Genomic DNA, 22300 nt, shown 5'->3' with positions numbered 1-22300 from the left:
CCCTGTCAGCTACCTCGCCGGACTCCACTTACGCGGGGCGGTCATCTGGCTCCGCAGCCTCACATGAAGATCTCAACTCGGCACACTCCCTAGTCTGGCGGTCTGGACCGGACCGAGCCTCGGGCGACCCGGAGATCCCTTCGACCGGACTCCGGCGTCCCCACACTCGCGCCAGGCCCGGCGCCACCGCTCCACCGACCGCTCGCTGACCCGAAGCGCGACAGCGATCTCCCGATTCTTCTCCCCGTCCTCGAAGCGTTCCACGGCCTGCAGCCGGATCCGCTCCCGCGCGGCCCTCTCGACGTCGGTCAACCCGCCGCCCTGCGCGTACCTCACAGCTCAGGGCTACCGGAACCGACGGGTCGCCGTCAGGCGCACGGCTCCGACATCACCCAATCAAGTTCAGTAGGACTCCAGCCAGACTTCGCTATTTGTACTGGTCAATGGGCTGGGAGTGGATTGCGACCCCGGGCTCAGTCGATACCGACCACGACCTTGCCGAACGCCTGCCCGGAAAGGTAGTAGGCGAAGGCGTCACGGGCCTCGGCAAACGGGAAGACCTGGTCGATCACCGGGCGGATCGCGTTCACGTGGACGGCGCGGACCAGGTCAGCCAGGTCCGCGCGGCTGCCTACGAAAACCCGCCGGATGGTGGTCATGGTGCGGGCGTAGGTGGCGGTATCGATCTGCAGGCAGGGCTCGGTGGCGCCGCCGCCCAGCATCACCACCTCGCCGTACAGCGCCGACGACCGCATCGACTGCTCGATGGTGGCGGGGCCCATGGTGTCGAGGCCTAGGTCCGCGCCCTCGCCGCCGGTGAGTTGGCGCACAGCGGCGCTCCACTCCGGCGTGCTCGTGTAGTTGATGACGTGGTCGGCTCCCAGCGTCTTCAGCCGCTCGGCCTTGGCATCGCTGGACGTAGTGCAGATGACCTGGCAGCCGGCTGCCTTGGCGAGCTGGAGGGCGAACAGCGAGACGCCTCCGCTGCCCAGGGTGAGCACCGTGCGGCCCGGCAGCAGCCCCTGTCCGCCAGTGAGCGAGGTCCAGGCAGTCACGGCGGCGCAGGGCAAGGTGGCCGCCTCCGTCCAGTCGAGCGAGTCGGGCACGCGGACCGCCCACTCCTGGTCGAGCACGGCATACTCGGTGAGCATCCCGTCCAAGGTGTTTCCGAGCTGGTCGTACAGGTCCGTGCTGAGCCGGCCGCCCTGCCAGCGCGGCCAGTAGCTGCCCACCACCCGGTCACCGACCCGAAAGCGGGTGACCCGCTCACCCACCGCGACGACCTCACCCGCGCCGTCGCTGAGCGGGATCACGTCCGGGCGGGTGGGCAGCGGGTAGCGGCCGTGCATGATGAGCGCGTCACGCTTGTTGAAGGCGGCAGCGCGGACCCGTATCAAGATCTCCCCCGGGCCGGGCGTGGGGATCCCCCGTTCTTGCAGCACGATTCCGTCGAGACTGCCCGGTGTCCGCAGGTGGTACGAGCGCATGGCTGATCCGATCTCCAGGGACGGTTGTCTGATGGATCGTCGGGCGTCGAGAGCCACCGCTCAATTCCCTGCCGGGAATGGCCACACGGCGTGCCGTTGCGTTACAACGCTCTGGTGAGCGAATCGGCCCCCGCAACAGTCGACCCCGCAGACTTTCCCGCCCAGGTGCGGCGGTGGCGCACCCTGCGCGGTCTCAGCCAGCTGGAACTGGCCCACCTGGCGGGGACCACGCAGCGGTACCTGAGCTTCATCGAACGCGGCCGCTCCCAGCCGGGGCGGGACATCGTGCTGCGCCTGGCCGCATCCCTCGGTCTCACACTGCGCGAACGCAACGCATTGCTGCTCGCGGCCGGCTTCGCCGCGCAGTACCCGGAGTCCGCGCTGGACGCACCGCTGCTCCGGCCGGTGTACGAGGCCCTGCGGCGCATCCTGGACGGCCACCTGCCGTACCCCGCTCTGGTGGCCCGTCCGCACGGTGAACTCGTGGCCGCCAACCGGGCGTTCGACGTGCTCACCGAAGGCGCTGCACCGGATCTGCTCGAACCGCCGCTGAACGTCTTCCGGCTGGCCCTGCACCCGGACGGCATGGCCCGCCGAGTCATCAACCTCGCCGAGTGGGGCCGCCACATCATCGAGAACCAGCGCGCCCGGGCCCGCCAGCATCAGGATGCCCGACTGGCCGCACTCGCCGATGAGTTGACCGGCTACCTCCCGCCCGTCCAACCCGCCCAGGACCACCTGGGATTCGCCGTTCCGCTCCGACTTCGCTGCCCCGAGGGCGAGCTGCGGCTGCTGACCACCCGAACCACGTTCGCCACCGCCGTCGACGTCACGGTGGCGGAGCTGCATCTGGAGGCCTTCCTGCCCCTGGACGAGGAGTCGGCGGCGATCCTGCGGGCGCGGTGAGTCAGGTCGGGCGATCCATCGCGTACACCCGAGCGGCAGCTCCAGCGCACCCAGGTCCAACCTGCACAGTGACCCCAGCATGGCAGTCCACCTCGCCATACCCGCACATAGCTCGCTGCACAGTCCCAAGTTCGACGGCGCGACGTTCTCCGGCGGCACGGTCAACTTCGGGGGAGCAATGCTCTCCGGCGCCACGGTGTACTTCGGCGCCGCAACGCTCGCCGGCGGCGAGGTCCGCTTCTCTGGCTGGGAGTCCTCCGACATCATGGTCGAGTTCCGCAGCGCGACGTTCTCCGACGGCACGGTCTACTTCAGCGGCCCGTTCTCCGGCGGCGAGATCAACTTCGGTGACGCAAGGTTCTCCGGCGGCACGGTCGGCTTCAGCGGCGCATTCTCCGGCGCCACGGTCTACTTCGGCGAGGCCGAGTTCTCCGGCGCCACGGTCAACTTCAGTGAGGAGTGGTTCTCCAACGGCACGGTCGACTTCCGAGGCGCGAGGTTCTCCGACGGCACGGTCAACTTCGGCGAGGCCGAGTTCTCCGGCGCCACGGTCAACTTCAGTGAGGAGTGGTTCTCCAACGGCACGGTCGACTTCCGAGGCGCGAGGTTCTCCGACGGCACGGTCAACTTCGGCCAGGCCGAGTTCTCCGGCGCCACGGTCAACTTCAGTGAGGAGTGGTTCTCCAACGGCACGGTCGACTTCCGAGGCGCGAGGTTCTCCGACGGCACGGTCAACTTCGGCCAGGCCGAGTTCTCCGGCGCCACGGTCCACTTCTGGGGGGCGGTGTTCTCCGGCGCCATCGTCAACTTCGGTGAGGCGGAGTTCTCCGGCGGCAGGGTCAACTTCCGCGGCGCAACATTCTTCGGAGCTACGGTCTACTTCAGCGAGGCGGAGTTCTCCGGCGCCTCGGTTGACCTGTCTACTGCGAGCGGGCAATCGCCAACGGGCCTTGTGCCGGAGCCCGGAGAGCCCCTGCCCAACATGCTGAGCCTGCCGCCCGAGTGGTACCAGGCCGGGGCTTGATGGGGAGGTTATCGGGGAACCAAGCTGGAGCTCGGGGCCAAGCCGCAGGAGCCTGCGCGTTGACCTCATCACGCAGTGTCGGCAGAGGGCGGAGCGGGCTGCTGGTCCAGGACTGGCATCTCGCGCAGCGCGGCCGGGAAGACCGCCCCGTCCCACGGGGAGCGGGCCAGGCCCTCGGCGAGCAGCCGTGGAGTTCTCGGAGCCCGCCCCGCAGCGTCGCCGGGCCCGCGGCAGGTTCTCGGAACAGGTGGCACGGACGGCCCGGTGCCGGCTGGGGGCGTCTGCGCGCGATGACCCGACAGGGGGCTGCCAGGTCGTGGTCGTGTCGGTCTTGCCTGAGAACCATCGTTCTCGTACAGTTGCGCTTGATGGCGAGAACGTTCGTTCTCGCGACGGTGCACCCACACCCCGCCGGCGGCGATACCGCACATACCCAAAGGAAGCGACATGACTGACGAAGCACGCCCTCCGTTCCCGCCGTTCACCCGGGAGACCGCCATCCAGAAGGTCCGCCTGGCGGAAGACGGCTGGAACACCCGCGACCCGCAGAAGGTCGCCCTGGCCTACACCGTGGACTCGCGCTGGAGGAACCGCGCGGAGTTCGCCAACGGGCGCGACGAGATCATCGCCTTCCTCACCCGCAAGTGGAACCGGGAGCTGGAGTACCGGCTCATCAAGGAGCTGTGGGCCTTCGACGGCAACCGCATCGCCGTGCGCTTCGCCTACGAATGCCGTGATGACTCGCACAACTGGTTCCGCTCCTACGGCAACGAGAACTGGGAGTTCGACGACAACGGCCTGATGCGACTGCGCTACGCCTGCATCAACGACCTCCCCATCAAGGAGTCGGAGCGCAAGTACCACTGGCCGCTCGGGCGCCGCCCCGACGACCACCCCGGCCTGAGCGACCTCGGTCTCTGACCGCCTGGGCCGCCCCGTCCGCCCCGCGCTGTGCATCCGGTCCAAAGGCCGGGTCCACGGCGGGCCGGGGCACGAGGCCGCATCCGCAGCAGAGACCGTCGCGTATGTCGAGGTCGGCTCGGCGACGCCGTCATCCACTCGGTCGGCTTGAGGCCGGATGCGGCGAAGCCCAACGTCTCCGAGGCGGTTCGGCCGCCACGAGCGCCGCGGGACCGCCTCCTCGGCCCGGCCACCGGCCCAGCCTGCGGCCACGAGAAAAGAAGCCACAGAACGTAAGCCTCCTGACGCGGAGCCTGGAAAGTTCAAGGGTGTGTTCCCATGCCCCTCTCTCAAAGCGCAACGCAACTCCCGCCGACGGCTCTGTGCGCGTCCGGCGAGTCGTCCCGGACGGCTGCCGCAGCCGCTGTGCCGTCCTGCGTTCGCACGGACATGAACCGGCACGGCGTGATCGCCCTTCCCGCCGAGGAGCGCTGGGTACACACAGCCCGCCGCTTCGCCGTGTCGCTGTTGGCCCGATGGGACGTTGCCCCGGAGGATCGGGACTCCGTCCTGCTGATCGTCGGCGAGCTCGCGGGGAATGCGGCCCAGCACGGCCGGGCCGACAGGATCGTGAGCCTCACCTTCGAAGGCCTGGCCGTGTGCATCGAGGTTGCGGACTCCGGCGCCTCGGCATCCGTGCCCCACTCTCGCCGTCCCGATGCCCATGATGAGCACGGCCGCGGCGTGGGCATCGTCGAATACCTGGCGGACTGGACCGAAACACGCCAGGAACGGGATCGCCGGCGGGACCGCGCCGGTCTTCGCGTCGCCACCTTGTCGGCGGATGCGCCCCGGGCAGGACTTGCGCTCGCTTGAGCGGGCAGCGGGCAGCGGGCAGCGGGCAGTCGGCAGCGGGCAGCTCTCCCGGCTCCGGTCCGCGCAGGTCGCCAGAGGGGCGACCTGGTCCGCACGGGGAATACACCTTGTCGCCGGGCGCGCTGTACCGTGGGAGAACGGTCGTTTTCTCAGATGAGGTGATCAAAGTGGAACTCGAAGCGACTGAGCAGCGGATTCTCGACGCTGCCGAGGATCTGTTCTATCGCCAAGGCATACAGGCGGTGGGAATGGATGCGATTCGCACCGCCTCCGCCGTGCCCCTCAAGCGCTTGTACCAGATCTTCCCTTCCAAGAATTCCCTGATCGAGGCGTACCTGAGGCGGCGGGACGCGAGGTGGCTCCGCGATCTGGCCGAGTACGTGGACACCTACGACACACCCGCACAGCGGATTCTGGCGGTCTTCGACTGGCTGTTCCTCTGGTTCAACGAGCCGGACTTCCGCGGCTGCGGCTTCATCAACGCCTTCGGCGAGCTGGGAGCGACCTCGCAGGAGGTGGCAGATATCGCGAAGGCTCACAAGGACGCCTTCCGGCGCTATCTCGCCGATCTCGTGGCCGCCGCAGACGCGCCCACTTGGCTGGCCGACCAGCTCGTCCTCCTCGCCGAGGGCGCCATGACCACGGCGGCCATCTCCGGGTCCCCGGAGCCGGCCCGGCACGCCAGGGACGCCGCGCGCGTCCTGCTGACGGTCGCTCACGCGGCAGCATCGCCGCTGCCGGAGCAGGCGGTCGCCTCGGCCCACAACCCGGCTCCCGTTTCCCCCGCGGGTACCACCCGGTGAGGTCCTTCGTCGAGGCAGCCTGGCCCCGCCCGGCTGGGAGCAAGGACCGTTTGACCGAGGGCGGTGATGCTGCGCAGCGGCCACAAGGTGCTGAGTGTGGCGCCGCGGCCTGTTCTCTCAGCGTCCGGAGCGGGCGCGGGAGATGTTGACGGCACGCTGACCGGCAGCCGGGGCATTGATGATCGGCGCGGGTACGGACCGCCTTGGCGCGTAGCTTTCCGGTCGCGGGTCGCAGACACGCCGAACCCGCAGAGCCCCGGCGACACTGCCGTGGTCTGCTCACGTGCGACGGTCCTCAACCAACCTGGTGACAAGCGTTAGAACCCAAGTAACGGCTGAGGGTCACTTTTCAGAGACTGGCGACAACTTGCTGGTCGGGGTCGTGGACGGGGCGCCACACGGGTGCGGAGGGACCGTGGTGGATCAGGTCGGCCAGCTGCGCCGCGAGGACGGGGACGTCCTGCAGGAAGGGTGCAAGCCGTGGAACGCCACCTACCAAGCACTCGCTGCACCCCGCCCCCGCGACACCACCGCCCTGCGCCGCCGCCTGCTGCTCCTGTCCGTACGGCTGTGGTGGCACCCCTACTGGGAGACCGTCCCTTCGGTGCCGGCGGCGCGCTCCGAGCTGCGCCAGCTGGCCCGCGCCCGGCGAGCCGTCCAGGCCGCGTGACCGCGCGCCTCGGGCGACCAGGAGCACGAGGGTGCGCCAAGGGTTGCGCCTATCTGTTGCGCTGGATGTTGCGCCGAGGGTTGCGCTAGGTGTTGCGCGGCCCGCAGGACCGTCCCTGTGTCCGTGCAGGTCACCACACGGTTTTGCCGTGGTCGGCCCGCTGACATCCCCGTTGTGGCTGCTCTGCCCATGTCCCTTGGCTGCAGTGAAGGAGGAAGGGACGGGCGGGATGGGCGGCGCGGCCGCGGCCGGGGATCGGGGCGCGCTCAGCCCGGTTGCGCGTCGGCCGGGGTCGCCGCGCCTCGCCGCCGTCAGCCCCGGCGGCGGAGCCGGGACGGAAGTCGCCGGCGCTCCGGTGCTGTCTTTCAGGTGCCGAGTCCCAAGAAGGGGTGAGGCGGGAGAGTCCCGCCGGATGGAGGTACCGCTGTGATCGTCCGACTCCTGGGTGGCTCGCTCGCCGGTCGCGTACTCACGACCACCGACGCCCCGTGGGCCGGAGGCTGGCTCACGGCCGGTGTCGCCGACTGGGGTCTGTACGTCCCCGTGCATCGCGATCCCGTGACGGGTGTCGTCCTGGCGGCGATCCGAACCACCGCATCGCGTCGCTGTCGGCTCGGGTGACTGGCTCCGCGCTGGTCGGCGTGCCGGGCCGCGATGGGCAGTGCTCGTGGTGTGCGGGCTCTGCCCCGCGTGGCCTCAGTGCTGGCGGCCGCAGCCGGATGCCGTCTTGGCCTCAGTGATGGTCAGGGCGGGGTCGGCGGAGGTCTCGCCGGGGGTGCAGCAGGCGTTGACGCCGCAGCACGCGTCGGCCGACCGCGCCGCTTCGGAGGAGGCGTCTGCGGCCGTCGGCTTGGTGGCTCGGACGATGGCGGAGTGCATGCCGTCGGCGACCTGGTGGGTGGGGGTGATCTCGATGTCCGTGAAGCCGGCGGCTTCGAGGCCCGTGCGGTATTCGGCGAAGGAGAGGGCGCCTGCGATGCAGCCGGCGTAGTCGCCGCGTTCGGCCCGCTGTTCGGCGGTGAGGGTGTCGTCGGCGACGACGTCGGAGACGCCGATGCGGCCGCCGGGCTTGAGGACGCGGAAGGTTTCGGCGAAGACGGCGGGCTTGTCGACGGACAGGTTGATCACGCAGTTGGAGATCACGACGTCGATGGTGTTGGCGGGCAGCGGGATGGATTCGATGGTGCCCTTGAGGAACTCGACGTTCGTCGCGCCCGCATTGGCGGCGTTGGCCAGGGCGAGGGCGAGCATCTCGTCGGTCATGTCCAGCCCGTACGCCTCCCCCGTCGGGCCGACGCGGCGGGCGGAGAGCAGGACGTCGATGCCGCCGCCGGAGCCGAGGTCCAGGACGCGCTCGCCGTCGCGGAGTTCGGCGACGGCGGTGGGGTTGCCGCAGCCGAGGGAGGCGGCGACGGCTTCGGCGGGCAGTGCGTCGCGTTCGTCGGCGGCGTAGAGGGTGGAGCCGAAGTTCTCGTCGACCTCGACCGGCTGCGGACCGCAACAGGCTGTGCTGCCCTCAGTGACCTTCACGGCTGCCGCGGCGTAGCGCTCGCGGACGGTTTCACGCAGGTCGGTGGACTGCTCGCTCATGACTCACTCCTGAGTGACGGGGCATGGCGGTGCCCCGGAACGGCTTGTATTGACGTTCCTTGATGCAACCTTGCGCCTTGAATCGAAAAACGTCAACATAGAGCCATGTCGAAACAAGAGCTTGAGGTGATCGGCCAGGACGCCGACGGCTGCTGCGACGGTCTCGCGTCCGCGCCGCTGGACGATGAGCGCGCGGCTCAACTGGCGAAGGTGTTCAAGGCCCTCGGGGATCCGGTCCGGCTGCGGCTGCTGTCGATGATCGCCTCGCGGGAGGGCGGCGAGGTCTGCGTGTGCGAGATGACGCCCGCCTTCGACCTGTCCCAGCCGACGATCTCCCACCACCTCAAGCTGCTGCGCCAGGCCGGCCTCATCGACTGCGAACGCCGCGGCACGTGGGTGTACTACTGGGTGCTCCCCGGCGCCCTGGACCAGCTGGCCGCATTCCTGACCACGCCGCAGACCGCAGGAGCCACCGCGTGACCGCATCCCTCGGCCGCCGCGTCGCTGCTGAAGCCCTGGGGACCGGGCTGCTGGTCGCGGTCGTCGTCGGCTCCGGCATCCAGGCCACCGCACTCACGCGGGACGTGGGCGTGCAGCTGCTTGCCAACTCCCTCGCCACCGTCTTCGGCCTGGGCGTACTCATCATGCTTCTCGGCCCGGTTTCCGGAGCGCACTTCAACCCTGCCGTGACCCTCGCGGCCTGGTTCACCGGCCGCCGCACCGCCGACGGGCTCACCCTGCGGGACGTCGCCGCCTACGTGCCGGCCCAGATCGCGGGGGCGATCGGCGGGGAGATCCTGGCCGACGCGATGTTCGCGAAGCCGCTCGTGCAGTTCTCCACCCACGATCGGTCCGCCGGCCACCTCTGGCTGGGCGAGATCGTCGCCACGGCCGGGCTGATCCTGCTGATCTTCGGCCTGGGCAGGATCGGCCGCGCCTCGCTCGCCCCGGCCGCGGTGGCCTCCTACATCGGAGCCGCCTACTGGTTCACCTCCTCCACCTCGTTCGCGAACCCGGCAGTGACCATCGGCCGCGCCTTCACTGACACCTTCGCCGGAATCGCGCCTGCGTCAGTCGCCCCCTTCATCGCGGCTCAACTGCTCGGAGCTGCGCTCGGACTGGGCGCCGTTGCGGTGGTCTACGGCCGCCCTGCTCCCGCCGGAGACGAGGTCGTCGTCCCGCACGGCGAACCCGAACTCGCCTCCTCCTGACCCCGCCCCGCTCTCCAGAAAGACTCCTGCCATGAGCGCTCCCGCCCCGCGTGCGTCGGTGCTGTTCGTCTGCGTCCATAACGCCGGCCGCTCCCAGATGGGCGCCGCCTTCCTCACCCACCTTGCCGCCGATCACGTTGAGGTCCGCTCGGCAGGCTCCGCGCCCGCCGACACCGTCAACCCAGCCGTGGTCGAAGCCATGAAAGAGGTCGGAATCGATATCTCCGCGCAGAAGCCGAAGGTCCTCACCCCAGAAGCCGTGCAGTCCTCGGACGTGGTGATCACCATGGGCTGTGGGGACACCTGCCCGGTCTTCTCCGGCAAGCGGTATCTGGACTGGCAACTGGACGACCCGGCGGGCCAGGGCGTGGACGCCGTGCGACCCATCCGGGACCAGATCGAGCAGCGCGTGCGCGGCCTGCTTGCCGAACTCGGCATTCCGGCAGCGGCCTGACCTCTGCGGCAGACAGCCCCCGTCAGCCGCTCCTGAACAGCACGAGCCTCCGGGACCGCCGCCCAGCCGAGCAGCCTTCAAACGGGCCCGGCGCCTGCGCCGCAGTCGTCGCCGCTCATCCTGCCGGGCGTCGCCGGACTCGCCGTCGGCCGAGGCGGCCTGCCCCTTTCGTCCTTGTACGTCGCCCCTTTTCGCCCGCGACGGCCTCTTCGAGAGCGGTCAGCACTTCCTCACGCACCACCATCCCGGCCGCGTGGTGGTGGGCGCGGGCCACTGTGGAGGACACGCTGACTAGCGACAGGTCCACCTGCCCCCGCCGGGCCGCCCGTCCGTAGCGTTCGCCCCACTCGTCCGTGACCAGACCGACCAGCTCCTGTGGTGCCCGACGTGCGATTTCCTCCAGGGCGGCTCGCATGGCCTCGGTGACCATCTCAAGGCGCGTCAGGTCCCGGACGGCGCTCAGGAGGTGGGTGGAGTTCGGTCCGCTGCCGTCCTCGTTCCCTGACCAGTCCGGCGGCTTTGATCCGTTCAAGGACGAGGTCAAGGAGTTTGTCCGCCCTGCCGCCCTCGGCCAGGCGCTCGCGGAAGTCTGTCAGGACGCTGTGGTGGAAGCCGGGGTCGTCCAGTTCCATGCCCAAGGCGTATGTGAAGTCGATCCGGCAGCGGACGGCCTCGGCGGCCTGGCGGTCGGAGAGATCCAGGAGGAACTGGAGGACCGACACGGTCGCCATCTGCGCCGGAGAGAGCCCCGGCTTGCCGTCCCGCGGGTACCACTCGACAAAGTCCTCGTCCCGCCAAAGGCCGTCGAGATGGTCGCGGATGGCCATGGCGGTGGTGCCGTGCGGATTGCTGGCGCGGGCGACCTTCACGGTCAGCTCCGGCACCTCCGAGCCGGAACGGAGCTGAATGCACAACTCGGTCTCCTCCGGTGGGACGGAGCTTCACCGTCGCAGCAGCACCCACAACGCAGAGCGCAGTTCACTCGAACTGACACCGCAAGGGCTACACCCAGGTGAGGAGTTGACGAATACACCATCCGCCACTTCAACACCACAGGGCGCAGTTCTGGCGTTTCGCGAAACCGTTACAGGGGGCGTGATCCTGAACTCCGCAGAGGCCACGCAAACCCAGTTGAGCAGCGGAAACAGCTCTGTTCGCGAAGACGGGATCCGCCTGTCGGCCATCCCCCCTGAGCTCCGAATCTCCAAGATCCCCGACAGCGTCAGCCATGAGCAGGCGCAGCATCGTGGTGCGGCTGACTGGCGCGGGCAGCAACGCGGCCAGCCGGGCACCGGGCCGTCCGGCCAGTACGACACCGATCGCCTCCAGCAGATGTCCCAGCAGCGGTGTCCGGCGTCCCTAGCGCACGGTCAGTCCCTCCACCTGCTCGGCAAAGGTGACCCGGACGCAGCCCGGAGCGTCGCAGAACAGGCGGCGGAGCATCCAGCTCGATCCGTACCCGGCGGCCCCCGACCGCGCCGTCGGCGAGCCGACGTTGATACCCGCTGTGCCGGCGACGGGACGGCGCTCCGCAGTCCGGGCACGGCACCGGTTTCCTCGGGGTTGTACTCGCCACGATCCGTAACAGATCCCCATCGGGCACCACTTGTTCCCGCACCTCATCGAGGTGCGGGAACACCGTCTTCAGCAGCTCCTCACACAGGCTGAGTGTCGCGTTCCGCGTGACGGAGCGTCACCAGTGCACGGAAGCACAGTGCCCGTTTCACGGAAATCTTGGCAGAGCCGTTTTCCACGGCCGCCGTCATCCTCGCCCTGGAGCGTCATCTGTCCGGGAGTGGTGGGCAGTTCGGTGCCGGCCTCGATGAGGTTGCGGCACAGCTTGTAGCAGCGCGGCCAGGCGACCGGCCAGGCCGGGCACCAGGACGGGTCGATGGCTTCGAGCGCGTCCCTGCGCTCTTCGGTCAGCGCACCTGTGGTGGAGCCGACGGGCAGGCCGGCCTCGCGCCGCGCTTCGATCTCCGCCAACCGCCGACCCGACAGGACGTATCTAGGACAGGCCAAGGACCCGTGACCGTAGCGTCACCGTCAGGCGGTCGGGAGCAATGGCTCGTAGCCGGGGTCGACGGGAACCGCCGCGTTTCTGGAAGTCCTTTTGCTCGGTAGCAGCACGAGGGAATCACCAGCTGTCCCGGTAAGGGGCATCAACGACGAGGGGGAAACACACCCATGCTGAAACGTGGGAAGAAGAGGCGCGTCATCGCCATGGCTGCCGCCACCCTCGCTCTCGCTGGCGGTGCCGCCGTCGGCGTCGGCGGCACCGCGCAGGCCGCCCCCACGCAGGCCGCCCCGGCCGGTTGCACGATCATCGACATCGGCAACCCCGGCAACATCAACATCGACGGCATGTACGCGGGCCAGGTGGAGCAGCAGTACGACAGCTGCGGCAATGTCCGAGCCCACTTCCAGTACTCCCAGAAGTTCTGGGCCACCCACAGCGGAGCCTTCTATTCGGCGAACCCGTGCGTGCAGACGCTGGACTACGTGCCGCAGGTGTGCACAGGCGGGAACACCGTCGACGCCCCGACGCTGGACGTGTACACCCTGTGGGTGTCCATCCACTCAGCGAACCCCGACACCTGGCAGGCGGTCGTCACCAGTCCCGACGGCTGCTCCGAGGCCGGCGGTTCCTGGCACGCCTACGCCAATGGCGCCACCTGGGGCGATTACTCCTCCTGCTGACCCGTACGCCGGCGCCGAAGGCCGAGCGTACAGTGACCTGCACGTGACAACAATGCAGGTCACCGACCGCACCGGTGCGCAGTGAGTCCGAAAAGGGCGAGCCGGGGAACGGCGCGGGCGCTGTGTGGCAAGGGGGTGGATCTGGGTCATCGGCCCGCACAGCGTCCAGCATCACGCGGTGGCAGTAGCCTTCCGGCAGCCCGCCCCGCCCCTGAAGCCACGCCGGCACCGGCAGCAGCCGGCGCAGCCCTACGCCGAAGTGGTGCGGGACGCTGCGCTGTTGCGACGTGTGGAGGCCGCCGGCGTTTCCTCATCGACTTCCGCAACCAGGCCCTGGCCCGGCTCGCCGCACAGCACGAGGAGGTCATCCGGCTCCGAGAGCAGGCCGCCGCAACCAGCCATGTCAGCCGCCTCCCCCGAGCCCGAATGGGAACGATCGGGTCCTGTAGTTAGCCATGGCCTCATTCCCTATACTTGATCAGATGGCCAAGGACACGACGAGCGCTCCCTTCGTGGTCGACCATGACCCCACCTGGCAGGCACGGGCTCTCGCCCTCACCGACGAACTGCGCTCCACGCTCGCGCCACTGGCGCTGCACGTCGAGCACATCGGCAGCACTGCGATCCCCGGCATGGCAGCCAAACCGATCTTCGACCTGCAGGTCAGCGTCAACGATCTCCTGGAGGCTGAGTGCGCCTTCGACCAGCCTCTGGCCGACCAGGGCTTCCAACGATCCGCCTACCAGCACGACCACGTCCCCGCAGGACGCGACGATGTCCCAGAGCGCTGGACGAAGAGACTGTGGTCACGGCGCGGGCACGCAGGCGAGGACGTCAACCTGCACGTCCGCGTCCTCGGCGCCCCCAACGAGCGACTCGCCCTGCTGTTCCGCGACTGGTTCCGGGCACACCCCGAAGCAGTCCCTGCCTATGCCCGCTTTAACTGATCGTTTCAGAATGACTTTCGAGGGCGTCGGGGCGTCGAAGAGCGGGCAGACCGGCGAGCCGGGATGCGACGGCGAACCCGGGCGCAGGCAGTCAGTCCGGCGGCATGGTCGCCGACGCCCCTCATGGCAGCAGGCGGCACCGGTGGCAAGGGCGGCGACGGCTACGTCCTCATCACCTTGCCTCCGTACGCCCTCTGCGTGGTGCGGATTGTGGTGTCGGGGGATGGGGGTTGCGGTCAGGCGGGCAGCTGGTTCAGCTTGCGGATCTGCCGGTCGAAGGCACGAGCGGGAACGAGGCGGCGCAGGGTGCTGACGCGTCCGGCGGTGGGTCCGGCGGGGTAGCGCAGCTTCGGCTTCGGGTCGGCCGCCGCGGCGACGATCGCCTTGGCGACGGTGGCGGGGTCGTCGCCGTCCTTCATCGCCGCGGCCATCACGCGCTCGAAGACCTGGCGCTGCTGCTCGTAGGCCGGCAGGGGCGTGGCGGGTTTCGGGGAGTTGGCCTCGAACGCGGTCCTGGTCACGGCGGGCTCGACGAGCAGGACGCGGACGCCGTGCTGGCGGACCTCGTGGTCCAGGGATTCGGAGTAGCCCTCGACGGCGTGCTTGGACGCGGCGTAGGCGGCCATGTATGGCGCGGGGACGAACCCGAGGACGGATGAGATGTTGATGATCCGGCCGCTGCCCTGGGCGCGCATGTGCGGCAGGACGGCTTTGGTCATGCGGATCAGTCCGAAGACGTTGATGTCGAACAGCTGTTGGTCCTGGGTGAGGGAGCGTTCCTCCCCTGCGCCTGCGGAGCCGATGCCGGCGTTGTTGACCAGGACGTCGATCCGTCCGAACCGCTCGATCACGCGGTCGACCAGGCTGGCGACCGAGGTGTCGCTGGCCACGTCGAGGTCGAGGAACGTCACGCCCTCGCGGCGGTCGTCCGCTGAGGCTCGGCGGCTCGTGCCGACGACCTCGAATCCCGCCTCGGCGAGCGCGGAGGCGGCCGCCTTGCCGATGCCTGACGATGCTCCGGTCACGAGTGCTACCGGCCGGTTCGTGGTCATGATGAGCCTCCTCATTGATTGAATTATGACCGTAATGCAATTACTCTAGGACGGGAGACGGAGAGCGGCAAGCGGCCTCTCCACCGGGGCTAGGAGGAGGAGCACGTGGCGCGCTACGCGAAGGATCACAAGCAGGCGACGCGGCAGCGGATCATCGAGGCCGCCGGCCGTCGGTTCAAGAAGGACGGCATCGACGGCTCAGGAGTCTCCGCGCTGATGTCGGACGCGGGGCTGACCAACGGCGCCTTCTACGCCCACTTCGCCTCCAAGGAGGACCTCGTCGCGAACGCCGTCGCCGACCAGCTCGGCGCGCAGAACGCGAGCCTTGAAGCACTCGCACCCGGCCGCGCCGGGCTCGAGCAGTTCGTCCGCGCCTACCTGTCCACCGAGCACCGTGACGACCCCGAGAACGGCTGCCCCACGGCCGCTCTCCTCGACGAGATCGGGCGATGCAAGGACGCGACCAAGCAGGCGTTCACCGACGGGCTGCTGACCGTCATCGACGACATCGCCAGCCGTCTGGCACCCGACAACCCGCCCTCGGCGCGCGCACAGGCGCTCGGCGTCTTCGCCATGATGGTCGGGACGCTCCAGCTCGCCCGCGCCCTGGCCGATCCCGAGCTCGCCGACGACGTCCTCGACCAGGGCGTCCACAACGCCCTCGCACTGCTGAACGCCCAACCTGCCCGGTAGCGTCGTGTCTGACGGCCTTGGTGAGGGCGCGCCGTCCGGTGATCGCGCCTTCAGCCAGCACCCCGACGAGGCGCTCCGGGTACGCGAGCTGCACGGAGTCCTCGGCATGCCACTGACGAGGCGTCCGTCAACATCACCCGCAGCCGCCTCGGCCTCACCCGTCAAGGCTTCCTCACCCAGCCCGGACGAGGCGCTATCAGAAGCGGACTTGACGTCCACTCAGGTGAGTGAGCAGTAGACCTTGCATCTGGCGATCTTGGTCGGCAGGGTTTCCGGATGCGTGTTGATCTCGTACCGGATGACCTGTGGGAGCGGGTGGCTCCGCTGCTGCCGCCCGCTCCTGAGCGGCGCCATCGTCACCCCGGGCGACTGCGAGTCCCGGACCGGGCGGCCCTGGCCGGCATCATCTACGTGCTGCGGACCGGTGTCGCATGGCGCGATGTCCCCGCGCAGGCCGTGGGCTGCTCCGGAGTCACGGCCTGGCGCCGACTGCGAGACTGGACAGAAGCCGGCGCCTGGCCTCGCCTGCACGCCGCGCTGCTGACCGAACTGCGCCGCGCGGACCTGCTGGACCTGGACGACTGCGCCGTGGACGGCTCCCACGTGCGGTCGCTCAAGGGGGGAGATCACGTCGGACCCTCTCCTGTCGATCGTGCCCGCCCCGGCTCCAAGCACCATGCGATCGTCGACCGGCACGGAACACCGCTGGCCATCACGCTCACCGGTGGGAACCGGCATGACGTCACCCAGCTCATACCGCTCTTGGACGCGGTCCCACCGATCCGCGGTCTGCGAGGACGCCCGCGCCGCCGGCCTCGGAGGCTGTTCGCTGACCGGGGCTACGACTTCGACAAGTATCGCGGTCTGGTGTGGAAGCGCGGCATCAAGCCGATGATCGCCCGACGCGGCGTCGCCCACGGTTCCGGACTCGGCAAGGTGCGCTGGGTCGTAGAGCGCGCCTTCGCCTGGCTCCACCAGTTCAAGCGCCTCCGCACCCGCTACGAGCGACGCGCCGATCTCCACCAGGGACTGCTCGATCTCGCCTGCAGCATCATCTGCCTCCGACGCCTTCGAAAGTCATTCTGAAACGATCAGTAAGAGCGTCCTCGCAGAGACCGTCAGTAACACCGGCACCTATGCCGACGTCAAGGACCCCGTCGTCGACTTCGTCATCACGGTCGCGGAGCCCTGGGCCACCGCGACCGGCTGGACGGCCCACGCCAGCACTAGCCGCAGAGCATGACTCCCACAACAGCACCCCAGCGCATGATCTGCCTCACAACCCCGCCGCTGAAATGCAACACGGCCTGCCATCGGCATCGCGAAAGCGGCGCCGCCGCTCAACCTGCTCAATAACAACACGTCCCCGCCCGCACACGGTCTCTGCGGACACAAGGCACGCCTATGCCGCCCAGTCGAGTCCGAGGGCGGCGAGTTGCTGGAGTTTGTCGGTGGTGAGCTTCCCGCGCCTGCTCTTGGTGTTGCTGAGAAACACGCCGAGCTTCACGGCGTGTTCTTGGCCGTCGACGGCGACGGTCTCTACGTGGCTTCTTGGGACGGTCACGGAGCCGGTGCGGGTCTTGTACTGCGCGAGGGGCCGCGACACCCCGCTCAAAGGCCCCAGAGCCGCGCTTGGTGGCCGCCGCGGGTGTTTCCTGCTCCGGTGGGAGCGGTACGACGCCGATGGCCTCCAGCAGTTCACGCTGCCTGTCCGTCAGGCTCTGCCATACGGTGTGCTGCCGTTGCCGGGCCAGCCAGCGCTTGATGGCGTCTGTCCAGTGCGGTTGGAGATTGCGCCGCCGAGTGCGGCTGACCAGCGGGACGAACAGTGAGTCTTCACGATGCGCGTCGAGGGGGTGCAGACCTACCTTTCGTTTTCCGTGCCAGCGGGCGTAGCGCTCGCAGTGCTCGGCTCGACTGACCTGGCCCTGGGTGTCAGTGAATCGCCCTCGGCGTGGGATTGCGCCGAGGGCGGTCTGCGTGGCTAGAGCTGGGTGGCACCGCCGTCGACGAACAGTTCCGCGCCGGTGGTGAAGGAGCTCTGGTCCCCGGCCAGGTAGAGGGCAGTGGCCGCGACTTCATCGGGATGGCCGGCCCGGCCGAGTGGGGTCGGTGCGGCGGGCTCGTCGGCCTGGTCGTCTCGCGGGAGTGCGGCCCGCAGTTCGTCGGCACCGGGGGTTGTGACGGGGCCGGGGGTGAGGGCGTTGACTCGGATGCCGCGGCCGGCGAGTTCGGCGGCCCAGGTGCGGGCGAGGCTGCGGATCGCGGCCTTGGTGGCGGCGTAGATGCCCAAGCCGGGGACAGCGCGCAGGGCCGCGCTGGAGGAGAGCAGGATCACCGAGGCGCCGGCCGGCAGCAGGGGGAGCGCCTTTTGGACGGTGAAGACCGTGCCCTTGAGGTTGATGGAGGTGGTGCGGTCGTACTCCGCCTCGGTGATCGTGCCGAGCGGGCCGGAGTCGCCGACGCCGGCGTTGGCCACGACGATGTCGAGACGGCCGCTTCGCTCGGTGATCTCGGTGAAGAGCCGGTCGAGGTCGTCGAGCTTCGATACGTCGCTCCGGATGCCGATGGCGCGGCCGCCGACCTGTCCGACGGCACTCTTCAGCTCGGCCTCGCGACGGCCGGTGAGGTAGACGGTGGCTCCCTCGGCGGCGAACCGGCGGGCGATGGCCAGGCCGATGCCGGTGGAGGCCCCGGTCACGAGGGCGGTCTTGTTGTCCAGCTGTCCCATGACATTCTCCGATGCTCGATGTAACTGTTGTTGTTACGATTCAGGTGCGAAAGGGCCGCCCGCCACGACCTGCAGTCGAAGCTAGGCGGCTTTCAGTACGTCGCGCAGTACGTCCTCCAGCGTGGTTCTCGCCAGTTCTGCGCGAAGGGCGGTCTCGACGCTGTCGTAGGCGGCGCCCAGCACCGGCGCGATGCCGTGGCCCACGACGCACTCGGGGTCGGGCGCGGCGGGGTGCAGGGCGAAGATCGGCCCCGGTTCCACCGCTTCGTAGACGTCGAGCAGGGTGATCGTCGGCAGATCCCGCGACAGCGTCCAGCCGGCGCCGGCCCCTCTTCGCGAGTCGACCAGGCCGGCCTTGCGCAGCTGGGATAGCAGTCGACGGATCACCACGGGGTTGGTGTTGACGCTCGTCGCGATCTGCTCGGAGGTGGCGACCTCGTGGCCCCGGCGCTGATACAGCCCGATCCAGGTCAGGGCGTGCGCGGCGACGGTCAGCCTGCTGTTGGCCCCCATGCCTTCCATCCCCTCTCGTCGTGGTGTAACAGTAACAGTTACGACTGCTCTGGGCGAGTGCCCGGGGTGTTCCCTGCGTGGAGGCTCCGCTCGGGAAACGATCGCAACGGGTCAGGGCAGCCGACGGGCACCGACGGTCTGAGTCACCGCCGGTCGGCCGTACCGCTCCGGTCGCCCTCAGTGCGGGGCGTCGAGCGAGGCCAAGCGGCGGGCGTCGAGGGTTGCGGGTTCGGCGGTGCCGACCAGGAGGTTCTGGCCGGGAGCGTTCTGAACCTCGAACGTCTGGTAGGCGAGTGTCAGCCGTCCGGCCTGCGGGTGGTGGAAGGTCTTGGTCTTGCTGCCCAGGCAGCCGCGCACCCGCACCTCGCCGCCCACCTTGCCACCGCCGTCTTCACCGCAGCCTCCACCACACAACTGGCCACCGCCCACGTCCGTGACCTGGCCCCGGACGCCTCCACCATCACCCTTCACGACGACGGACTGCGCCAGGGCTGCATGACCCACCACGTGCCCGCCTGGGCACGACCCCTGCTGCTCGCCGCCGCGTTCGCGTGGCGCATCGCATCAGGGACCAGCGGGCCGCTGTTCACCGACCCACTGGGCAGCACCGGCCTGCCCTCCCTGACAGGCTTCGCCGAAAGCTGCAAACTGCGCCCGCCCCAGCCGCCCCAGCCGCCCCGGCCCAAACGACGCAAAGGCTCACGTGCTCCGGCCAAGCCACCGGAAACGATCTGGCCGTTCAGCCCCGCCCACTACGCGCTGTCCTGGGCGATGCAAGAGCCCGACCTCATGTACGGCTGCCCCCACCCACCGCCCCACACCCGCCGAACGATCGAAGCGCACAAAAGAGGATGGCCACCCCCGTACTTCGGACAGCGCTCACTACACCCACCGCACTGAACCCCCGTCGCCAGCCTGCACCTTGATGTCACGGGTGTTCAGCCGGCCCGCGGCCGCGGCTTGTGCCCCAGCCGCCAAATACCCAGCCCAGCCTCGGGACGCGGCGCGCGCAGCCAGGTCAGAAACGCTGCCCCAGGCTGCGGAGGGGCCCCCGGAGCGTACGCCGGTACCGGGGGTGTCCGGGGGACCGGCGGCGCGGCTGGAGACTGCTCGAACCACTGCCCCTGTGAGTGCCGTCCGTCCTGCCTGCCCTCGGCATCCAACGCTCTACCCCCTGACCGGCCGACCTGCTCGTTCAGCCGCTCAATCTAACGTCGTTCATCCCTTGGGCCTGCTAGGCCTGCTCGTCGGTTCGCCCGCCGATGCCCAGGACCCTTCGTTGAGTCGGCGCCGGCTCGGGGCGTGAGCCCAGCACTCCCCGGGCTCGTAGTTCCTCAAGGTCAGGGAGACGGATTCCAGGGAGGCAGTCGATGAGGTCGGCCTGGGAGGCACGGATGCCGTGCGCGTCCCGGGGGCCGGCACCAAGGGCGCGGCGGGCGGTCGCGCTGATCATCGTACGGCCAGCGCATCGGGTTCTCCGTGCCGCTACAAACCCCCATGGCGCGCGCGGTCATCGGTGTCCGTGATGCAGGTGAAGCCGATGCCCGCCGGGAAGGCGCGGCGATCGGCTTCACCTAGGGGGTTGCGCCAACAACCCCCATTTCCCTGAGCTGCGCGGTTGGAGCCAGTAGCAATCAGGGCTGACACGGTCAACTATCAACTAAATCGGCCCGTGCCTGTGATGAAGAGTCTCCCTGGAAAGGGAGGATCGAACCGATCACAGGCGGCATGGAATTGAATCAACGCAGGTCAAAGAGTGTTGGCCCAATTGAGCTAGATGTTAAGAAAGTCGGGATTGATAAAAGGGGCCGGGCTGGGGATCCGCATGTCGCATGCTAGGGCCCTGTGCAGCGCCGTGACCTGCGGCGTCAGCATCTGTCATTGCCCAACGCGACCCCTCCCAGGGCAAGGAAGCTTCTTACTCATTGTGTCGGCCGTCACAGGGGCTGCTTTGGTGCGTTTGTGAGCCAATGGTCAGATCGGCTTCATTCGTGCCGTAGCGGGCTGGGACCCTAGCGGCAGCAGGTCCATGCGTGCGTTGAGAGCGCCAACTCTCGCTAGATGCACGGGTGGACAACGGTTGGAGCCGAGTAGCACCGTCCGGCGATTCTGTGGGTCGCCGGACGGTGGTTAGGGAGACCCCTATGGGCGCAAAGCCCTCCGCCGCGGCGTATACCGCGGACACCGAGCCGACGTCCTTCGCCGGCGAGGCGACCTCTACGAGCGGCCGCTTCGGCATGCCGCACGCACTCGTGATCATCGCCTGCATCGTCACTGCGGCGATCCTGGCCGAGCTGGGCATGGACGTCCGCAACGTCCTGGCCCTCCTCGCGGGGGCCTCCAGCATCGGCGCCGCGGTCGTCGTGGCGGTGGGGACCGGTGGCCGACGAGCCGGCCGGATCGGCCGCCTCGTGCGCGCCTACCTCAGCGCAGGTAACTGAGGCGGCCGTCATGGGACGCCCCGAGAAGCCCGTGGACCGCACCGTCCCGGCGCGCGCGAAGCTCGCAGACTTCCTGCGCCGCCGCAAGGCCGCGGCCCGTCTGACGTATGAAGAGATGGCCGGGCTTGCGCGCGGCATGCCGTCGAAGGCGACGTTCGAGCGTGCCGCCTCCGGCACGTCCGTTCCCTCCTGGAAAACAGTCGACTCATTCATCACGCTGACTACCACTGGTGAAGAGGGATACTTCGAGGGCATCAGCGCCGCTCTGGACCACGGCCTACAGCTATGGCTCGGCGCACGCCGCGCGACCAGGGCGCCGTTCTACGTACACAAGGCACCCGACCCGAACCTCATCGCGTCTGCGGCGGACCTCAGCCGGGCCCTGCGCCACCAGCATGTGTGGGCCGGCTACCCAACGCCCGGCGAGATGCGGCAAGCGTGCGGCCAGCCCTGGCTACTGCCCTGCAGCACCACCCGCCGCATCATTAGTGGGGATATCTTGCCCGTGGACCCCGACCAGGCCATCGCCTTCCTGATGGCCTGCTACGTGATCCAACCGCTAGACGTCGAACCATGGCTCGCCGCAGCAGTTCGAGTCCTCACGCCCGGCGGTGGCACGCCAGGGAAGAAGACCATCGATCCGTGGGTCAAGGCCCACCAGGTCCTCCTCGCCTACCTCCAGTCCAGCACCGAAGACGACCCGCCACCCGGGCAGAGCACGACGGTTATCAATAGGCGGAAGAAGGAGCGAGAGAAGGCGGCATAATTCCGAGCAAATAGAAAACACCCCCGGAGCAGTTTCTGTGCCGGGCGCTGGAGGTTGCGCGGCCTCCGAGTCGGCTTTCCCAAAGCCCCTGGTCACCGGCCCTGTCGGGCGTGGTCGGGGGGTCTGACATCCCCTCTGCTGCCACTTGACCCGCGCTTTTTGAAGGTAGGTGAGGAATGAGGGCGGGTGGCGGTGGCGGCCTCGGGGCGGGGCAGCCTGTGGGTCTGTTGCGCGTCGGCGGGGCCGCCGCGCTGGCTGGGCGTGGGGCTGCGTGGGGCCTGTCGGCCCGCAGAAGGGGTGGGGGAGGGCTGGCACGTCCGCCCGGTCCTCGGGCACGTCCGCCCGGTCCTCGGGCCCTCTCACATGCCGTCTCGCCCTTCCAGGGTTGGGCCTTGGCCTCTGCATCCCTCCTTCGGGTTTCGGGTTCTGTCTTCCGGCCTGGGTGTGACGGAGCGGTAGTTCTGCTGTAGCTGGGTTGTTGCGTCCTGGTGTTCTGTGTTTGTGGTGGGAATTTGGGGGTGGGTCGGGGTGGTTGT

General features: G+C 68.9%; 25 protein-coding genes and 1 pseudogene. 15 read left to right on the top strand and 11 right to left on the bottom strand.

The annotated features are described in order from the left end of the window. Window positions 1-90: 90 nt before the first annotated feature. Together ACZ4MF_RS45870 and ACZ4MF_RS45865 are read right to left on the bottom strand one after the other, a co-directional pair. Window positions 91-336: pseudogene (locus ACZ4MF_RS45870) on the bottom strand (helix-turn-helix domain-containing protein); the annotation flags it as partial. 137 nt (window positions 337-473) lie between these two features. Beyond that, window positions 474-1487 (bottom strand): zinc-dependent alcohol dehydrogenase family protein, encoded by a 1014-nt coding sequence (locus ACZ4MF_RS45865; RefSeq protein WP_467499969.1) that lies wholly within the window; start codon window positions 1485-1487, stop codon window positions 474-476. Window positions 1488-1598: 111 nt separating this feature from the next. On the opposite strand from ACZ4MF_RS45865, the gene ACZ4MF_RS45860 reads away from it, so the two are divergent. From ACZ4MF_RS45860 to ACZ4MF_RS45835, 6 genes are all read left to right on the top strand, one after another. Then, window positions 1599-2393, top strand: a complete 795-nt coding sequence (locus ACZ4MF_RS45860) for a helix-turn-helix domain-containing protein (RefSeq protein WP_467499976.1) — start codon at window positions 1599-1601, stop codon at window positions 2391-2393. A 79-nt stretch (window positions 2394-2472) separates the two neighbouring features. Next, the gene (locus tag ACZ4MF_RS45855; protein WP_467499967.1) at window positions 2473-3417 is read left to right on the top strand and encodes a pentapeptide repeat-containing protein; all 945 of its coding nucleotides are present in this window, start codon (window positions 2473-2475) and stop codon (window positions 3415-3417) included. A 447-nt stretch (window positions 3418-3864) separates the two neighbouring features. Continuing rightward, on the top strand, window positions 3865-4338 hold the full coding sequence (locus ACZ4MF_RS45850) for a nuclear transport factor 2 family protein (RefSeq protein WP_467499965.1): 474 nt from the start codon (window positions 3865-3867) through the stop codon (window positions 4336-4338). A gap of 429 nt (window positions 4339-4767) precedes the next feature. Then, window positions 4768-5193 (top strand): ATP-binding protein, encoded by a 426-nt coding sequence (locus tag ACZ4MF_RS45845; RefSeq protein WP_467499963.1) that lies wholly within the window; start codon window positions 4768-4770, stop codon window positions 5191-5193. Between the two features lie 167 nt (window positions 5194-5360). Beyond that, window positions 5361-5996 carry a TetR/AcrR family transcriptional regulator gene (locus tag ACZ4MF_RS45840; protein WP_467499961.1) on the top strand — a complete coding sequence of 212 codons (636 nt, stop codon included), beginning with the start codon at window positions 5361-5363 and terminating at the stop codon, window positions 5994-5996. A 436-nt stretch (window positions 5997-6432) separates the two neighbouring features. Next, on the top strand, window positions 6433-6666 hold the full coding sequence (locus ACZ4MF_RS45835) for a hypothetical protein (RefSeq protein WP_467499975.1): 234 nt from the start codon (window positions 6433-6435) through the stop codon (window positions 6664-6666). Window positions 6667-7362: 696 nt separating this feature from the next. Here ACZ4MF_RS45835 and arsM read toward each other — a convergent pair. Then, on the bottom strand, window positions 7363-8256 hold the full coding sequence (gene arsM, locus ACZ4MF_RS45830) for an arsenite methyltransferase (RefSeq protein ID WP_467499959.1): 894 nt from the start codon (window positions 8254-8256) through the stop codon (window positions 7363-7365). 105 nt (window positions 8257-8361) lie between these two features. Here arsM and ACZ4MF_RS45825 point away from each other — a divergent pair, with 105 nt between their 5' ends. The 3 genes from ACZ4MF_RS45825 to ACZ4MF_RS45815 are packed head-to-tail and all read left to right on the top strand — an operon-like array spanning window position 8362 to window position 9921. After that, window positions 8362-8736 carry an ArsR/SmtB family transcription factor gene (locus ACZ4MF_RS45825; protein ID WP_467499957.1) on the top strand — a complete coding sequence of 125 codons (375 nt, stop codon included), beginning with the start codon at window positions 8362-8364 and terminating at the stop codon, window positions 8734-8736. Then, window positions 8733-9467 carry an aquaporin gene (locus tag ACZ4MF_RS45820; RefSeq protein ID WP_467499955.1) on the top strand — a complete coding sequence of 245 codons (735 nt, stop codon included), beginning with the start codon at window positions 8733-8735 and terminating at the stop codon, window positions 9465-9467. The genes ACZ4MF_RS45825 and ACZ4MF_RS45820 overlap by 4 nt, the downstream gene beginning before the upstream one ends. 31 nt (window positions 9468-9498) lie before the next feature. Then, window positions 9499-9921: an arsenate reductase ArsC gene (locus ACZ4MF_RS45815; RefSeq protein WP_467499953.1), complete on the top strand. Its 423-nt coding sequence runs from the start codon at window positions 9499-9501 to the stop codon at window positions 9919-9921. Window positions 9922-10352: 431 nt separating this feature from the next. Here the strand turns inward: ACZ4MF_RS45815 and ACZ4MF_RS45810 are convergent, their stop codons facing one another. From ACZ4MF_RS45810 to ACZ4MF_RS45800, 3 genes are all read right to left on the bottom strand, one after another. Beyond that, window positions 10353-10835: a transposase gene (locus tag ACZ4MF_RS45810; protein WP_467499951.1), complete on the bottom strand. Its 483-nt coding sequence runs from the start codon at window positions 10833-10835 to the stop codon at window positions 10353-10355. 308 nt (window positions 10836-11143) lie between these two features. Continuing rightward, window positions 11144-11470 (bottom strand): transposase family protein, encoded by a 327-nt coding sequence (locus tag ACZ4MF_RS45805; RefSeq protein WP_467499973.1) that lies wholly within the window; start codon window positions 11468-11470, stop codon window positions 11144-11146. A 95-nt stretch (window positions 11471-11565) separates the two neighbouring features. After that, window positions 11566-11907, bottom strand: a complete 342-nt coding sequence (locus ACZ4MF_RS45800) for a hypothetical protein (RefSeq protein WP_467499949.1) — start codon at window positions 11905-11907, stop codon at window positions 11566-11568. Window positions 11908-12108: 201 nt separating this feature from the next. Here ACZ4MF_RS45800 and ACZ4MF_RS45795 point away from each other — a divergent pair, with 201 nt between their 5' ends. Both ACZ4MF_RS45795 and ACZ4MF_RS45790 read left to right on the top strand, forming a co-directional pair. Further along, on the top strand, window positions 12109-12621 hold the full coding sequence (locus ACZ4MF_RS45795; protein ID WP_467499947.1) for a hypothetical protein: 513 nt from the start codon (window positions 12109-12111) through the stop codon (window positions 12619-12621). A gap of 482 nt (window positions 12622-13103) precedes the next feature. Further along, entirely contained in the window at window positions 13104-13568 is a 465-nt protein-coding gene (locus tag ACZ4MF_RS45790; RefSeq protein ID WP_467499945.1) for a GrpB family protein, read from the top strand. A gap of 236 nt (window positions 13569-13804) precedes the next feature. Here ACZ4MF_RS45790 and ACZ4MF_RS45785 read toward each other — a convergent pair whose 3' ends face one another. Beyond that, window positions 13805-14620: an oxidoreductase gene (locus ACZ4MF_RS45785; protein ID WP_355397198.1), complete on the bottom strand. Its 816-nt coding sequence runs from the start codon at window positions 14618-14620 to the stop codon at window positions 13805-13807. A gap of 105 nt (window positions 14621-14725) precedes the next feature. Between ACZ4MF_RS45785 and ACZ4MF_RS45780 the strand changes: the two genes are divergently transcribed. Together ACZ4MF_RS45780 and ACZ4MF_RS45775 are read left to right on the top strand one after the other, a co-directional pair. Then, complete coding sequence (locus tag ACZ4MF_RS45780) at window positions 14726-15313, top strand: TetR/AcrR family transcriptional regulator (protein ID WP_467499943.1); 588 nt, start codon at window positions 14726-14728, stop codon at window positions 15311-15313. Window positions 15314-15589: 276 nt separating this feature from the next. Continuing rightward, complete coding sequence (locus tag ACZ4MF_RS45775) at window positions 15590-16399, top strand: IS5 family transposase (protein ID WP_467499941.1); 810 nt, start codon at window positions 15590-15592, stop codon at window positions 16397-16399. Between the two features lie 316 nt (window positions 16400-16715). Here the strand turns inward: ACZ4MF_RS45775 and ACZ4MF_RS45770 are convergent, their stop codons facing one another. The 4 genes from ACZ4MF_RS45770 to ACZ4MF_RS45755 form a co-directional block, all read right to left on the bottom strand. Beyond that, window positions 16716-16919, bottom strand: a complete 204-nt coding sequence (locus ACZ4MF_RS45770; RefSeq protein WP_467499971.1) for a helicase associated domain-containing protein — start codon at window positions 16917-16919, stop codon at window positions 16716-16718. A 378-nt stretch (window positions 16920-17297) separates the two neighbouring features. Next, window positions 17298-18044 carry an SDR family NAD(P)-dependent oxidoreductase gene (locus ACZ4MF_RS45765; protein WP_467499940.1) on the bottom strand — a complete coding sequence of 249 codons (747 nt, stop codon included), beginning with the start codon at window positions 18042-18044 and terminating at the stop codon, window positions 17298-17300. A gap of 81 nt (window positions 18045-18125) precedes the next feature. Then, the gene (locus tag ACZ4MF_RS45760) at window positions 18126-18557 is read right to left on the bottom strand and encodes an Rrf2 family transcriptional regulator (RefSeq protein ID WP_467499939.1); all 432 of its coding nucleotides are present in this window, start codon (window positions 18555-18557) and stop codon (window positions 18126-18128) included. Window positions 18558-18734: 177 nt separating this feature from the next. Beyond that, window positions 18735-19064 carry an MmyB family transcriptional regulator gene (locus ACZ4MF_RS45755; RefSeq protein WP_467499937.1) on the bottom strand — a complete coding sequence of 110 codons (330 nt, stop codon included), beginning with the start codon at window positions 19062-19064 and terminating at the stop codon, window positions 18735-18737. Window positions 19065-20701: 1637 nt separating this feature from the next. On the opposite strand from ACZ4MF_RS45755, the gene ACZ4MF_RS45750 reads away from it, so the two are divergent. Both ACZ4MF_RS45750 and ACZ4MF_RS45745 read left to right on the top strand, forming a co-directional pair. Continuing rightward, window positions 20702-20998 (top strand): hypothetical protein, encoded by a 297-nt coding sequence (locus tag ACZ4MF_RS45750; RefSeq protein ID WP_467499935.1) that lies wholly within the window; start codon window positions 20702-20704, stop codon window positions 20996-20998. Between the two features lie 10 nt (window positions 20999-21008). Continuing rightward, window positions 21009-21764, top strand: a complete 756-nt coding sequence (locus ACZ4MF_RS45745) for a hypothetical protein (protein WP_467499933.1) — start codon at window positions 21009-21011, stop codon at window positions 21762-21764. Window positions 21765-22300 lie beyond the last annotated feature (536 nt).

This window comes from Streptomyces sp. NPDC025793 (assembly GCF_055558375.1).
Note: the sequence above shows the minus strand (reverse complement) of the source record. Positions and strands in the feature narration are given on the sequence as shown.

Coding starts and splice junctions, on each gene's coding strand:
- ACZ4MF_RS45865 (WP_467499969.1), bottom strand. CDS start 1,487: ATGCGCTCGTACCACCTGCGGACACCGGGCAGTCTCGACGGAATCGTG.
- ACZ4MF_RS45855 (WP_467499967.1), top strand. CDS start 2,473: ATGGCAGTCCACCTCGCCATACCCGCACATAGCTCGCTGCACAGTCCC.
- ACZ4MF_RS45850 (WP_467499965.1), top strand. CDS start 3,865: ATGACTGACGAAGCACGCCCTCCGTTCCCGCCGTTCACCCGGGAGACC.
- ACZ4MF_RS45845 (WP_467499963.1), top strand. CDS start 4,768: ATGAACCGGCACGGCGTGATCGCCCTTCCCGCCGAGGAGCGCTGGGTA.
- arsM (WP_467499959.1), bottom strand. CDS start 8,256: ATGAGCGAGCAGTCCACCGACCTGCGTGAAACCGTCCGCGAGCGCTAC.
- ACZ4MF_RS45825 (WP_467499957.1), top strand. CDS start 8,362: ATGTCGAAACAAGAGCTTGAGGTGATCGGCCAGGACGCCGACGGCTGC.
- ACZ4MF_RS45815 (WP_467499953.1), top strand. CDS start 9,499: ATGAGCGCTCCCGCCCCGCGTGCGTCGGTGCTGTTCGTCTGCGTCCAT.
- ACZ4MF_RS45795 (WP_467499947.1), top strand. CDS start 12,109: ATGCTGAAACGTGGGAAGAAGAGGCGCGTCATCGCCATGGCTGCCGCC.
- ACZ4MF_RS45790 (WP_467499945.1), top strand. CDS start 13,104: ATGGCCAAGGACACGACGAGCGCTCCCTTCGTGGTCGACCATGACCCC.
- ACZ4MF_RS45785 (WP_355397198.1), bottom strand. CDS start 14,620: ATGACCACGAACCGGCCGGTAGCACTCGTGACCGGAGCATCGTCAGGC.
- ACZ4MF_RS45775 (WP_467499941.1), top strand. CDS start 15,590: ATGCGTGTTGATCTCGTACCGGATGACCTGTGGGAGCGGGTGGCTCCG.
- ACZ4MF_RS45765 (WP_467499940.1), bottom strand. CDS start 18,044: ATGGGACAGCTGGACAACAAGACCGCCCTCGTGACCGGGGCCTCCACC.
- ACZ4MF_RS45760 (WP_467499939.1), bottom strand. CDS start 18,557: ATGGGGGCCAACAGCAGGCTGACCGTCGCCGCGCACGCCCTGACCTGG.
- ACZ4MF_RS45750 (WP_467499935.1), top strand. CDS start 20,702: ATGGGCGCAAAGCCCTCCGCCGCGGCGTATACCGCGGACACCGAGCCG.
- ACZ4MF_RS45745 (WP_467499933.1), top strand. CDS start 21,009: ATGGGACGCCCCGAGAAGCCCGTGGACCGCACCGTCCCGGCGCGCGCG.